We start from the raw sequence: 13,356 nt of genomic DNA on the forward strand, positions 1-13,356 counted from the left end.
CGTATGAGGAGTCACCATGGTTATCACCACCGCAAAAATGCTTTCTCATGTAATTCGTGAATTTCGCTATCAAGGCGATCTGTCACAAACTGATGTTGCTAAACTCGCCGGAACGACCCAAGCCAGAATTTCAGCGTTTGAGAATGAGCCGGAGCGTACTAAGTTAGAAACGCTATTTAAAATTCTGGCAGGATTAGAACTAGAGCTTATTGTACAACCTCGCAAAAAATCATCTGATACTAATCTATCAATCAAAGAGCCAACAGCAACATACGATGACGATGAGGCATGGTGATGAGTAACTCGATTCTAAACGTTGCCATGAATGGCTTGTTAGTCGGTGAATGGCGAAAACTCACCAGTGGCGCAACCGAATTTCAGTATGCAGAAAAATGGCTTGAATCTGTTCGCTCGCGTCCTATTTCATTGTCACTGCCCTTGTCGCACAAAATTTATCGAGGAGATTCCGTTTACAATTTCTTCGATAATCTCCTCCCGGACAATGAGCAGATTCGTTCACGCATTCAACAACGTTTCCAAACCTCAACAAAATCCCCATTTGATTTACTTTCGGCGATTGGACAGGATTGTATCGGTGCAATTCAGCTTTATCAGGGAGAAAGCCGATCAGTACGCCAAATTTATGCAGAACCGCTAAATGACAAAGAGGTGGAAAACGTACTGAAAAACTACCGCACTTTTCCTCTCGGCATGGAAGAAAGCGAGGATTTCCGAATTTCTTTGGCCGGCGCTCAGGAAAAAACAGCGCTCCTTTATTATCAGAATCAATGGCAGCGCCCTTTGCATTCCACCGCGACCAGCCATATTTTTAAACTTCCGATTGGTATGGTGGCACAAGGGCAACTTGATCTTTCTGGCAGCTGTGAAAATGAATGGCTTTGCTTGAATATTATGAAAGCCTTCGGTTTGCCGGTTCCTCGAAGCCAAATTCAGTATTTCGGTGAAATAAAAGTGCTGATTGTGGAACGTTTTGATCGCCGTTGGTCTGAAAACAGAAGTTGGCTAATTCGTTTACCACAGGAAGATATGTGCCAAGCACTCAACATCGCCCCTGCGCGAAAATATGAAAATGACGGCGGGCCGAGCATTCTTCAAATTATGTCGCTTCTCAACGGTTCATCCAGCGCCCAAGCAGATCGCAAGCAGTTTTTTAAAGCGCAAATTGTTTTTTGGCTACTTTGTGCCATTGACGGCCATGGCAAAAATTTCAGTTTATTTTTGGAACAAGAGAATCGCTATCGTCTAACGCCTTTTTATGACGTGATGTCCGCCTATCCACTTATCAAATATAACGGACTACAAAAGCAAAAAGTCAAAATGGCCATGGCGTGGCACGGCGAAAATAAACATTATTTATGGGATAAAATACAGCTCCGCCACATTTTCAATACCGCCAAACTCGCAGGCTTGGCAAAGGAAACCGTAGAAGATATTTTGCATGAAATCAGTGCACTATATCCAAGAATCAGTGAAATAAATACCCATGGATTGCCTGATGAAATTGTCGTTCCTATTTTCATGGGATTGGAAATGCAGATGAAAAAGATAAGTTAAAAAAGTGCGGTGGAAATTCACCGCATTTTTTACTATAAGAATCTAATTTGTATATTTAACTTAATAAAAAACTCGCCATTTCTTTCATAAATATGACCAAAATCATGTCTTGATGAACTCGGGGTATCAAATTTTGTATTATGGTATAAATAGTCCTCAAAAGAATTCTTACTATAAATATGATAACAAAGAAGTTCCCCATCCTCTTTTACTACCAAATATCCGCCTGTTGCATCATATTTCCCTAACCAAACATCATCGGGACGCATACCTAAAGCGACATCATTAAGAAAGTGTTTTACTTTATATTCATAATAATTATGGTTACAGGATAAATTATAATTTAAGGGATTTAATCTACTAATATGCTCCGTCACATCATCTATTTTATTTAGTTTAGAAGAATAGTAAACCAATATCATCTCAGCAAAAATATCAGGTAACTTGGTATCTATTAATGTAAGATTATTAGAAAACTTACAGTTTTCAACCCTAATAAATTCTAGTTTTCCGCCCTGGAAGTTGATTTCTTTTATTTTTTCCTTTATCCCTTTAAGAGAATTAATATATTCAATTTTCTTATCTTTTAGATTATGTATTTGAAATATAAAGTTGGTAGCTCTACTTGCATTTAAAAGTGTCGCAGGGCTTCCCAGTTGAGACTTAATACTAAATCCTAAAGTAGGTGTAATACCCGTTCTTAAATCATGAACAACAATATGAATATCACTTTTTGACGAGGAACTTGCACTGAGATGAGTAAAGCCGAGCTTCTTTAGAAAATCATCAATACTCGGGATAGAGAAAGCCCTATTCCCTGATGCATTTTTTATTTCTGATAGCAGTAAAACAGCTTTTTCCTTAAATTCAGAGATTGGAACTGTGAATTCTTTATCCTTATATGTAACTATAATATTTTGAAAATTGTCATGAAGTATATATGAACCCTCATAATTTTTTTCCTGCCGAAGAATTGATAAAATCGGCATTACAATTCCCAGTTTATTTAGTTGACTATCACCTAGATAAAGCTGACCATCAGCCAATAACTTAAAGAGGGCATAAGGCTCACTCCACTCTCCTCTATTACCAGAAAAAAATTCAGTCATATAAAGTTCCTAATTTTTCTAAAATTTTCTTACCGGTGGCTTGAATAGCCGGTACAGCTACCGAATTACCGAATTGTTTATACGCTGAAGCATCAGCGACAGGAATAACATAGCTATCAGGAAAACCTTGTAATCTTGCCCATTCTCTCGGAGTCATTTTACGAATACCTTCGCGGTTTACCTCCCCTTTAATATTCGTAGTGGGAGTAAAATCCGTAATCCTAGGATCAATTACAAGATTACGTTCACGCCCCATTCCTCCTACTACAATCGCATTAGCTATTCCATCATCAGGAATAATTTCATAACCAAAGCCATTACCTTTGCTCTCATGGCGTTCCTTATGCTTTCTTAATGTATCAATATATTGAGTTGATAAATAATATTTAGTCGGAACCGGATTTTCTTCCCTAATATCAGAAAAAGTTACCGTTTTATCTAATGCATCAGGATAACTAAAACTATTGACACCCGTGCTTTTATGAAAGCCTACAATATAAATTCTTTCTCTATTTTGGGGTACACCAAAATTCTTGGCATTAACAATTTCCGGTTCAGGAACAAAATAACCTAAATCTTCTCTTAATACATTCAATATGGTTTTTAATGTTCTACCTTTGTCGTGATTTGTTAATCCTTTTACATTCTCCAAAAAGAATGCTTTAGGTTGATGACGACGTATAATTTCTGCAACATCAAAAAATAAAGTTCCTCTAGTATCTTCAAACCCTCCACGTTTTCCTGCTATAGAAAACGCCTGACAAGGAAAACCTGCGCATAAAATATCAAATTTCTCAGGAATAAAACTCTTTGTTTCTTCTAATGTAATATCACCGTAAGGCAAATCACCAAAATTAGCTTCATAAGTTTTCTGTGCCTGTTCATCCCATTCACTAGAAAAAACACATTTACCACCTAATTTTTGCATGGCAATACGAAATCCACCAATACCTGCAAATAAATCAATAAAAGTAAACTTCTCTTGTGAATTAGATTTAAATATGGTGTCCCGTTCAAATAGACTATATTGCGCAGCCGGCTCTTCTACTAAGCCATCATCTAACACATCTTTCATAAATTGCTTTCTGTATCTCTAAACTAAACTTTTCAGGATTTTTTAATACATCCTTTCCCCAAAATCGAAATATTATCCAACCTTCAGAAATAAGATACTCGTTTACTGTCTTATCTCTCTGCATATTATGCTCAATTTTTGAAATCCAAAAATCTTTGTTGCTTTTAATATCATACTTTCGAATATCCCAATCCTTTCCGTGCCAAAATTCTCCGTCAATAAAAATTGCAATTTTGTACTTTTTAAAACTTAAATCGGGAGTGCCAAAAATACTTTTATCATTCTTACGATATCTTAATCCTAAACCCCATAAATGCTTAGCAAGCAGTAATTCAGGCTTTGTACCTTTGCTCTTACTGCTAGCCTTCATACACTTTTTACGCTGTTCAGGAGTTAATTTATCCATAGTTGATATATACCAATAGTAGACAGCAACTTTTAATTGGCCATAATTAAACTGACTACAACGCCTCAATCGCCTTATACTGTTCACGAATTTTTTCTAATCCGGATTGGTATTCGGCTTGTTTTTCGCGTTCTTTGGCGATAACTGCTTCCGGGGCTTTAGCGACGAAGGCTTCGTTGCTGAGTTTGCTTTCAATGCGTTTGACTTCGTTTTGATATTTTTCAATCTCTTTGGTTAAACGGGCAAGCTCGGCTTCTTTATTGATGAAACCTGCCATCGGTACGAGGATTTCGGTGTTGCCGACTAACTTCGCTACGGCTAACGGCGCTTGTTCACCCTCTTTAAGCACGCTGACGTTGTCTAACTTCGCCATGGCTTGTAAAAGTGCGGTCTGTTTTTCCAGTATTTTTTGCTCGTCCGCAGAAATATTACGGAATAACAGATCGAGGCCTTTGCTTGGTGGAATATTGCATTCAGCACGGATGTTACGTACGGCAACAATCACTTCTTTAAGCCAATTGATCTCTGTTTCAGCCTCGGCATCAAACGCGTTTTCTTCGATGCGAGGGAAAGGTTGCAACATGATGCTGTCGGCGGTGATGCCCACAAAGCCTTTCACTTTTTGCCAAATTTCTTCGGTAATAAATGGCATGAGCGGGTGTGCTAAACGCAACAATTTTTCCAACACATGAACTAAGGTTTGGCTTGCTGCACGAATTTGCGCTGCGTTGCCGTTGGCAAATACCGGTTTGGTGAGCTCCAAATACCAGTCGCAGAATTGGTTCCAAGTGAATTCATAAATCGCATTGGCACAAAGGTCGAAACGGTATTGGCTTAATGCACTGCGGAAAGTTTCTACTGTGCGATTGAATTCAGATTGAATCCAACGATCTGCCACGGAGAATTCAATTTCGCCTTGGCTTAAATCTAATTTGTCATTGGTGAGCACGAAACGGCTTGCATTCCACAACTTGTTACAGAAGTTACGATAGCCTTCTAGGCGTTTCATATCCCAGTTGATATCACGGCCGTTTGAAGCCAATGCAGCTAATGTAAAGCGCAATGCGTCTGTGCCGTGAGCGGCAATACCCTCAGCAAACTCTTTGCGGGTCGCTTTGGCAATTTTCTCTGCTAATTGTGGCTGCATCATGTTGCCGGTGCGTTTTTCAAGTAAATCTTCAAGGCTAATGCCGTCAATCATATCGATAGGATCAAGTACATTACCTTTCGATTTCGACATTTTTTGGCCTTGCTCATCACGGATTAAGCCCGTTACGTACACCGTTTTGAATGGTACTTGCGGTTTGCCGTTTTCATCTTTCACGAAGTGCATCGTGAACATAATCATACGCGCAACCCAGAAGAAGATGATGTCAAAGCCCGTGATTAAGACATCCGTTGGATGGAACATTTTAAGTTCTTTGGTTTGCTCCGGCCAACCTAAGGTAGAGAACGTCCATAAACCTGAGGAGAACCACGTGTCTAGCACATCTTCATCTTGTTTTAACCCAACCGCAGAATCTAAGTTATATTTTGACCGCACTTCGGCTTCGTTGCGTGCGACATAAACGTTGCCTTCTGCGTCATACCACGCAGGAATACGGTGTCCCCACCAAAGTTGGCGAGAAATACACCAATCTTGAATATCACGCATCCAAGAGAAGTAAAGGTTTTCGTATTGTTTCGGTACGAATTGGATTTCGCCGTCTTCCACCGCTTTAATTGCCACATCAGCAAGCGGTTTCACGCTCACATACCATTGGTCGGTTAACATCGGCTCAATCGGCACACCACCACGGTCGCCATAAGGCACTTTCAAATCATGCGGTTTAATTTCGTCTAATAAACCTAGCGCTTCAAAATCTGTCACGATTTTCTTACGTGCAGCGAAACGCTCTAAACCACGGAAATCAGCAGGGATCGTTGCTTCATAGCCGGCAAGCGGTTTGCCATCGGTACCGATAATTTCCGCTTCATCACGAATATCCGCATTTAAGGTTAACACGTTAACCATTGGCAAGCTGTGACGTTTACCCACTTCATAGTCGTTAAAGTCATGCGCAGGGGTGATTTTCACCACACCGGTACCGAATTCACGATCCACATATTCATCAGCAATAATCGGAATTTCACGATTTGCCAACGGCAGAACCACGGTTTTACCGATTAAAGATTGATAACGCTCATCTTCCGGGTGAACCGCCACCGCCGTATCACCCAACATGGTTTCCGGACGCGTGGTTGCCACAACTAAATAATCTTTACTATCCGCCGTTTTCGCACCGTTAGCTAACGGATAGCGGAAATGCCAAAGGGAACCTTTGATCTCTTTGTTTTCCACTTCTAAATCGGAAATTGCGGTGTGCAGTTTTGGATCCCAGTTTACCAAGCGTTTGCCACGGTAAATCAAACCTTCCTCGTGCAAGCGAACAAACACTTCTTTTACCGCATTGGATAAACCGTCGTCCATGGTGAAGCGCTCGCGTTCCCAGTCGATAGAGTTACCTAAACGGCGCATTTGTTGGCTAATTGTGCCACCTGAATAAGCTTTCCAGTCCCAAATTTTGTTGATAAACGCTTCACGACCATAATCGTGGCGAGTTTTGCCTTCTTCTGCCGCAATTTTACGCTCCACCACCATTTGGGTGGCGATGCCCGCGTGGTCTGTTCCCGCTTGCCATAAGGTATTATGCCCTTCCATACGATTAAAACGGATTAAGGTATCCATTAAGGTTTGTTGGAAAGCATGCCCCATGTGTAGGGAACCCGTTACGTTCGGAGGCGGAATTGCAATGCAATAGCTCGGCACGTTTTCATTTTCAGTCGGTTTAAAATAACCGCTCTCTTCCCAATGTTGATAAAGGGCTTGTTCTACCGCAGACGGATTAAAACGGTCTGCCATTTCGAATTTTTGGGTCATTTATTTTTTCTCTTTGGTAGGAGGATTTAGCCCATCACATTATTTAATATTGAAATGATGTACTAAAGCCACCCTACATTACTATTTTTGTTTCTTTCTTAATTTAAGTCTTCTTTTATCCATATCTACTTCAATTTCTTCATAATCTTTATAAAGAACAATCAATAAAGATATGCCAATAAAAACAACTCCAATAATAACAGCAACTTCTAATCCTGTTAAAGTTGCAATTGCAGAAACTCCTAAAGTAGTAGATATTCCACCAGTAAAAGGTGCTGCAGCAATTGCTGCAGTTAATGCTGCAATTGTTGGAGCGCCAAATTTTGTAACTTTCTTAGACTTATGTAGTTTTTCTGCTAACTCTCCAATGACAACGATTTCTTTTTCACCGTTTTTCATTGCTTTTTCTAATTCTTCTTTTGTCTCAACTGTAATAGACATTTTAGTTCCTCCTATTTAATGACTTAAATGAAATTACGTAAAAACTCCCTTCATTCGAATAAATCCCCCGAATCACTTCTTTCAACTCATCCAACCCCATATTTTCCTGCTTCGCATGTTGTTCCGTTAGCTCGTCAAGAGTAATCGGCGACACACTTAACACTTCAATAGTGCAGAAATATTGGTTATCCTCAAATCGACCAACACGCAAAATATCGCCCGCTTTAAAATGGCTTTCGGATTTATCCCGAATGGTGATGGTTTTCCGCCCGGCGAGGATGTCGGCTTCAAAGCGTTGGTAAAAAGTGATGTCGTTCATAAAAGTGCGGTCAATTTTTTAAGTGTTTTTTGTAACCATCCCCCCCCTCTTTGGCAAAGAGGGGGAGTTTTTTATATCATTATGCCTGCTCCGTACTCAACGCCCAACCTAACTGTCTTAGTTGTTTATAACGCTCACGCGCTAAAGCTTTTGGTTGTTCTTCCACAGGAACAAAATCGATAATTTGGTTGAAACTATTAATGTATTCCGGCAGTTGCGGTTGCAGATTAATCAGCAAATCACGGCTTTGCGCATTGCGTTTGCCCGTCCAACTAATTTCAATGGGCGTGGCATACGTGGTGGCTTCGCCGGAAAGGTTGTGCGGAACGAACTCGTCGGGTTCCCGTTGCCACAAAGCCTCGTCAATTTTCAACGCCTGCACCTCGCTTTCACACACCAACAACACTCGCTTGCCAAGTCGCCATGCAGAGGCGGCAAGATCGCAAGCCAAACTTTCCACAGCGGATAAATTTGGTCGGACAGGCGAGGTGTCGCTAAGTAAGTAAAATTGTGCGTTTTTTGGCATAAAAAAAGTTCAAAAATTGAGAATTTTAACCGCAAGATTTTAGCGGAAATCGGCCCAAATAGAAAATGTTAATTTCCGAAACATTTTGCAAACCGACCGCACTTTATGATCTAAGTCACAAAACTGTTTTTCTGTTTATGATTTCAGTTCATAGATTGGTTTGCCGGTGTTAGAATCCAACTAACTTTTCATTAATAATCAATAAGAGGTAATTACAATGGCATTTCGCATTGAAAAAGACACGATGGGTGAAGTTCAAGTTCCTGCAGATAAATACTGGGCTGCGCAAACCGAACGTTCTCGTAACAATTTTAAAATCGGCCCTGAGGCTTCAATGCCTCGTGAAATTATCGAAGCCTTTGGTTATTTGAAAAAAGCGGCAGCATTTGCCAACCATGATTTAGGCGTGTTACCTGCTGAAAAACGTGATTTGATCGCACAAGCCTGCGATGAAATTTTAGCAAATAAATTAGACGATCAATTCCCGTTGGTGATTTGGCAAACCGGTTCCGGTACACAATCCAACATGAACGTGAACGAAGTAGTGGCAAACCGCGCGCACGTTTTACATGGTGGCAAATTAGGGGAAAAATCTTTCGTTCACCCAAATGATGATGTGAACAAATCCCAATCTTCTAACGATACCTTCCCAACCGCTATGCATATTGCAGCATACAAAAAAGTGGTTGAACACACTATTCCTTGTGTAGAACGCTTGCAAAAAACCTTTGCGGCAAAATCTGAAGCCTTCAAAGATGTGGTGAAAATCGGTCGTACGCACTTAATGGATGCGACGCCATTAACATTAGGTCAAGAATTCTCTGCTTATGCGGCACAATTAGACTTCGGCTTGCGCGCGTTAAAACACACTCTTCCGCATTTAAGTCAGTTAGCCCTTGGCGGCACAGCGGTAGGTACCGGTTTGAACACGCCAAAAGGTTATGATGTGAAAGTGGCGGAATACATTGCAAAATTCACCGGACATCCTTTTGTGACCGCAGAAAATAAATTTGAAGCCTTAGCCGCGCATGATGCCATTGTGGAAACCCACGGCGCATTACGTCAGCTTGCCATGAGCTTATTCAAAATTGCTAACGACATTCGTTTATTGGCATCCGGCCCGCGTTCCGGTATCGGTGAAATTTTAATCCCTGAAAATGAACCGGGTTCTTCCATCATGCCGGGTAAAGTCAATCCGACCCAATGCGAAGCGTTAACTATGGTGTGTGCGCAAGTATTCGGTAACGATACTACTATTGCTTTCGTTGGCTCACAAGGCCACTTCCAATTAAACGTGTTCAACCCGGTTATGGTGGCAAATTTCTTACAATCTGCGCAATTATTGGGTGATGCCTGCGTATCCTTTGATGAACACTGTGCAGTCGGCATCGAACCGAACTATCCTCGCATTAAACAACAATTGGAAAATTCATTGATGTTAGTGACCGCACTTAATACGCATATCGGTTATGAAAATGCGGCAAAAATTGCGAAAACCGCACACAAAAACGGCACAACCTTACGCGAAGAAGCCATTAATCTTGGCTTGGTGTCAGCCGAAGACTTCGACAAATGGGTGCGCCCTGAAGACATGGTGGGCAGCTTAAAATAGGTCTACCAAAAGCAAAATGAAAAAGACGAGATCGCTTTCTCGTCTTTTTTGTTATAATTGCCCACATAACATTTTTCTGACGGATTGTTTATGAAACTGAAATCATTGCTGTTTATTTTAAGTTTAATACCGACCGCACTTTCCGCGCAGTGGGTGAATGTGGGGAATGCCGATTATAACTGGGGACCGTTTTTGGTGTACTCCATTGATTTGGCGACAGAAAATGGCGAATACAAAGAAAACCAACTCCCAATGATGCTTTCTTTCAAATATGAAAAACCTGTTGAAGGCAAAAATTTCGCCATCAGCTTAATTAAAGAAATGGAACATTTGAAAGCGGATAAAACCAAAATGGATTTGTGGCTAAAAGAAATGCAGGAGATTTTCCCCGATTTCTCGCCAAATGCCGTATTACGCTATATTGCTTTGCCCGACAAAGGCTATTTTATTTTGAACGATTCTATTTTGGATCATGAGTTTGAACCGGAATTTAGCCAAATGCTTATCAATATTTGGTTATCGCCGGAGAGTAATTTTATCAAATTACAACCGCAATTATTAGGTAAAGAAAAAGGATCAACTTCACTGGACGAGTTTAAAACCCAACCGGAAGTTGACCCAATGGGTGAAGATGATGCCAGCCCTCAACTACCACCGAATTTCCCATTGAATACATTAGATCCTGACATGAATGGTTAACAAAAAAGAGTCGTGTTAAACGACTCTTTTTTGTTGAAGTTAAGCTTCTTTAAAAGCTTTAATCTGTTGTAAATGCTGGGAAATCTGCTTGAACTTGTGGGTTTCTACGGCATCCCAAATCACATCATAATAAGGCGATAGAACCTTGGCACTGCGTTGGGAATCTAAAATGCCGTCTTCTACAGACAAAAACACCAAACAATGAGCTTTATTTTTCAAACGGAAATTTTCCACGCACTTGGTCGCAATGTCTTCATATTCTTCCGGACGATCGATTTTGCCACCCATATTTTCCTGCGGAAATAAATTCGGATTGAAAATCGCTTGTTTAATGCCACACAAAAAACCAATGCGTTCCGCCCAATAACCACCAAGTCCGACGCCACAAATTAACGGTTTCTCATCTTTCGATTCGGATACCAATTTATGCACTTCTTTTAAAAGAAATTGCATATCGTGACGCGGGTACAATGTGCTGTAATTAATAAAACGCACATCATCATCGATAAATTTTAGCTGCAATACTTTTTCGTGATTGCCCGGGCTACTGGAATCAAAACCGTGTAAATAAATAATCATTTTATTACTCCAACCTGATTACGAATCTTTTGTTCTAAATGTAAGATCATCTGCAAGGCAATATCAATGCCACTGGTTTTCTCGATCATTTCAAGCCCCGGACTGGCATTGACTTCTAATACCAACGGGCCATTGGCTGAACGGATTAAATCCACGCCTGCCACGTCCAAGCCTAACACTTTCGTTGCGTTTAAGGCAATGTGTTTTTCCTGTTCGGTTAATACAACTTTTTCTGTAGTGGCACCACGGTGACAATTAGCACGAAATTCACCATTTTGCCCGATGCGTTGCATGGTTGCGATAATGCGGTTGCCCACCACAAAGCAACGTAAATCGGCGCCTTGGGCTTCTGCAATAAATTCCTGCGCTAATGCCGGCACATTCGCCTGCTTCAATGTTTCTAAAATACTGACCGCACTTTGTGGCTGTTCCGCCAAAATCACACCAATACCTTGCGAGCCGCTTAGGGTTTTCAAGATAGTTGGCGCACTGATGTGCTGTACCGCACGATTGGCATCCACTTCCATACCGCCAAGTAAAGAATCCGGCACAGCAATGTCATGTTGCAACAACATTTGCAAGCTCAACCATTTATCTCGCGCATTGCAAAAGGCTTCTACATTATTCAAGCAAGGTACACCCAATGCTTGAAAATAGTGCAATACGCGACAGCCCATGAGCATACTGCCTGTACCAAAGCGGGGTAACACGGCATCATATTGTGGCAATAATTGCGCTTCACTTTCCACATCCGCCTGATAATACAAAGCAAAGTGCGGTGGATTTTTACCGAGTTTTATCAAACAACGATTCGGATCGAGAATATCCATTTGATGGCCGTTTTCTTCTGCCGCCTGTTTTAAACGCCGACAGCTATACAAACGCGGTTCACGGCACAACATTAATAGTTTCATTGATATATTACTTTTTAATAAAACCTTGTTGCTGCAAATAAGCCAATACTTTCGGGCGAATCGGCTTATCCAAACTCTTAATCACATTACGCGACCAATCCATGTCGATATTACTACGCTGACGGTAATATTCCGCCACGGTTTGGTTATATTCGTCCAATTTGGTGGTATCCAACGGTTGGTAGGCATTTTCAAAGAATAAGGTTTCTTTTGGTAACCGTGGTTTACTCGGCGGATCTTGATCAGGATAGCCCAAACACATGCCGACCATTGGTAAGCAATGTTCCGGCAAGTTTAACAATTTGCCGACAGCGTCCATTTCATTACGCAAAGAACCGATATACACTCCGCCGAGCCCTAAACTTTCCGCCGCCAACAACACATTTTGCGACATAATACCGGTATCCACCGCGCCGATGAGCAGCACTTCCGCATAATCTAACTGCGCGGTTGGGCAAATTTGTTTATGTTTATGAAAATCCACACAAAATACCCAAAACTCCGGTGCGCTTTTCACATATTCCTGATTAGAGCTATACACCATCATCTGCTCACGCAGCGCAGGATCGGTAATACGCACAATAGAAACACATTGCAAATGATTAGAGGTGGATGCCAAACGGGCCGCATTGACTAATTGCTCAATGACCTTCTCTTCTATCGGTTCAGAAGTGAAATGACGAATAGAACGATGGGATAATATGCAATCTAAAGTGGAAGACGTATATTTTTTTTCAGACATAAAATTTCCTCATACGGCGGCGTTAAAATTCGTCGTATTTTACACCAACTGCCTCAAAATCACTTTATTCTTTTTCGTGCACGCCGTAAAATCAGCGCGTTTATTTACCACACAAAAGGAAAAATGATGTTTGTGACAATTTATGGCCGCCTAAGTTGCCCGTACTGCGTACGCGCTAAAGCCTTAGCGGAAAAATTAAAAAATTCGGTGGATAATTTTGATTATCGCTACATCGATATTATCGAGCAAGGTCTAAGTAAAGACGATATTGCTAAAATTATCGGCAAACCGGTACAAACCGTGCCGCAAATTTTAGTTGATGAAAAACACATTGGCGGCTGTACTGACTTCCAAGCCTTCGTGCGTGATCAATTTGGCATTGACTAATTTCTCAGTGTGATAAAACAAAAAGTGCAATCTATCTACTTTGTACTATTTT

General features: G+C 40.9%; 15 protein-coding genes. 5 read left to right on the forward strand and 10 right to left on the reverse strand.

What is annotated here, in order from left to right; all coding sequences use genetic code 11:
• The first annotated feature begins 16 nt into the window (after window positions 1-16).
• Window positions 17-295 carry a helix-turn-helix domain-containing protein gene (locus EL144_RS09810; RefSeq protein WP_005703919.1) on the forward strand — a complete coding sequence of 93 codons (279 nt, stop codon included), beginning with the start codon at window positions 17-19 and terminating at the stop codon, window positions 293-295.
• Window positions 295-1,575, forward strand: a complete 1,281-nt coding sequence (locus EL144_RS09815) for a type II toxin-antitoxin system HipA family toxin (RefSeq protein ID WP_080987866.1) — start codon at window positions 295-297, stop codon at window positions 1,573-1,575. Before EL144_RS09810 ends, EL144_RS09815 begins: the two co-directional genes overlap by 1 nt.
• A 32-nt stretch (window positions 1,576-1,607) precedes the next feature.
• On the opposite strand, the gene EL144_RS09820 is transcribed toward EL144_RS09815, so the two are convergent.
• From EL144_RS09820 to EL144_RS09850, 7 genes are all read right to left on the reverse strand, one after another.
• A complete protein-coding gene (locus EL144_RS09820) occupies window positions 1,608-2,684 on the reverse strand; it encodes an HpaII family restriction endonuclease (RefSeq protein ID WP_005703915.1) in 1,077 nt (358 codons plus the stop codon).
• The gene (locus EL144_RS09825; RefSeq protein WP_005703914.1) at window positions 2,677-3,759 is read right to left on the reverse strand and encodes a DNA cytosine methyltransferase; all 1,083 of its coding nucleotides are present in this window, start codon (window positions 3,757-3,759) and stop codon (window positions 2,677-2,679) included. The genes EL144_RS09820 and EL144_RS09825 overlap by 8 nt, the downstream gene beginning before the upstream one ends.
• Window positions 3,740-4,165: a DNA mismatch endonuclease Vsr gene (vsr, locus tag EL144_RS09830; protein ID WP_032995178.1), complete on the reverse strand. Its 426-nt coding sequence runs from the start codon at window positions 4,163-4,165 to the stop codon at window positions 3,740-3,742. The genes EL144_RS09825 and vsr overlap by 20 nt, the downstream gene beginning before the upstream one ends.
• 55 nt (window positions 4,166-4,220) lie before the next feature.
• On the reverse strand, window positions 4,221-7,085 hold the full coding sequence (locus EL144_RS09835) for a valine--tRNA ligase (RefSeq protein WP_005703913.1): 2,865 nt from the start codon (window positions 7,083-7,085) through the stop codon (window positions 4,221-4,223).
• 81 nt (window positions 7,086-7,166) lie between these two features.
• Window positions 7,167-7,526, reverse strand: coding sequence for a hypothetical protein (locus EL144_RS09840; RefSeq protein WP_005703912.1), 360 nt, complete (start codon window positions 7,524-7,526; stop codon window positions 7,167-7,169).
• A 1-nt stretch (window position 7,527) separates the two neighbouring features.
• Window positions 7,528-7,845: a N(4)-acetylcytidine aminohydrolase gene (gene yqfB, locus EL144_RS09845; protein WP_005703911.1), complete on the reverse strand. Its 318-nt coding sequence runs from the start codon at window positions 7,843-7,845 to the stop codon at window positions 7,528-7,530.
• A gap of 79 nt (window positions 7,846-7,924) precedes the next feature.
• Complete coding sequence (locus EL144_RS09850) at window positions 7,925-8,371, reverse strand: DNA polymerase III subunit chi (protein ID WP_005703910.1); 447 nt, start codon at window positions 8,369-8,371, stop codon at window positions 7,925-7,927.
• Window positions 8,372-8,588: 217 nt separating this feature from the next.
• Here EL144_RS09850 and fumC point away from each other — a divergent pair, with 217 nt between their 5' ends.
• Complete coding sequence (gene fumC / locus EL144_RS09855) at window positions 8,589-9,983, forward strand: class II fumarate hydratase (RefSeq protein ID WP_005700997.1); 1,395 nt, start codon at window positions 8,589-8,591, stop codon at window positions 9,981-9,983.
• Window positions 9,984-10,073: 90 nt separating this feature from the next.
• Window positions 10,074-10,682, forward strand: a complete 609-nt coding sequence (locus EL144_RS09860; RefSeq protein WP_005703909.1) for a hypothetical protein — start codon at window positions 10,074-10,076, stop codon at window positions 10,680-10,682.
• 39 nt (window positions 10,683-10,721) lie between these two features.
• Here EL144_RS09860 and ycfP read toward each other — a convergent pair whose 3' ends face one another.
• The 3 genes from ycfP to nfsA are packed head-to-tail and all read right to left on the reverse strand — an operon-like array spanning window position 10,722 to window position 12,917.
• A complete protein-coding gene (gene ycfP / locus EL144_RS09865) occupies window positions 10,722-11,261 on the reverse strand; it encodes an alpha/beta hydrolase YcfP (RefSeq protein WP_005703907.1) in 540 nt (179 codons plus the stop codon).
• A complete protein-coding gene (locus EL144_RS09870) occupies window positions 11,258-12,175 on the reverse strand; it encodes an ATP-grasp domain-containing protein (RefSeq protein WP_005703906.1) in 918 nt (305 codons plus the stop codon). The genes ycfP and EL144_RS09870 overlap by 4 nt, the downstream gene beginning before the upstream one ends.
• Window positions 12,176-12,182: 7 nt before the next feature.
• Window positions 12,183-12,917, reverse strand: coding sequence for an oxygen-insensitive NADPH nitroreductase (gene nfsA, locus EL144_RS09875; RefSeq protein WP_005703905.1), 735 nt, complete (start codon window positions 12,915-12,917; stop codon window positions 12,183-12,185).
• Between the two features lie 126 nt (window positions 12,918-13,043).
• Here nfsA and EL144_RS09880 point away from each other — a divergent pair, with 126 nt between their 5' ends.
• Window positions 13,044-13,304 carry a GrxA family glutaredoxin gene (locus tag EL144_RS09880; RefSeq protein WP_032995176.1) on the forward strand — a complete coding sequence of 87 codons (261 nt, stop codon included), beginning with the start codon at window positions 13,044-13,046 and terminating at the stop codon, window positions 13,302-13,304.
• Window positions 13,305-13,356 lie beyond the last annotated feature (52 nt).

It is taken from the genome of Aggregatibacter aphrophilus ATCC 33389 (genome assembly GCF_900636915.1).
Lineage (GTDB): Bacteria > Pseudomonadota > Gammaproteobacteria > Enterobacterales > Pasteurellaceae > Aggregatibacter > Aggregatibacter aphrophilus.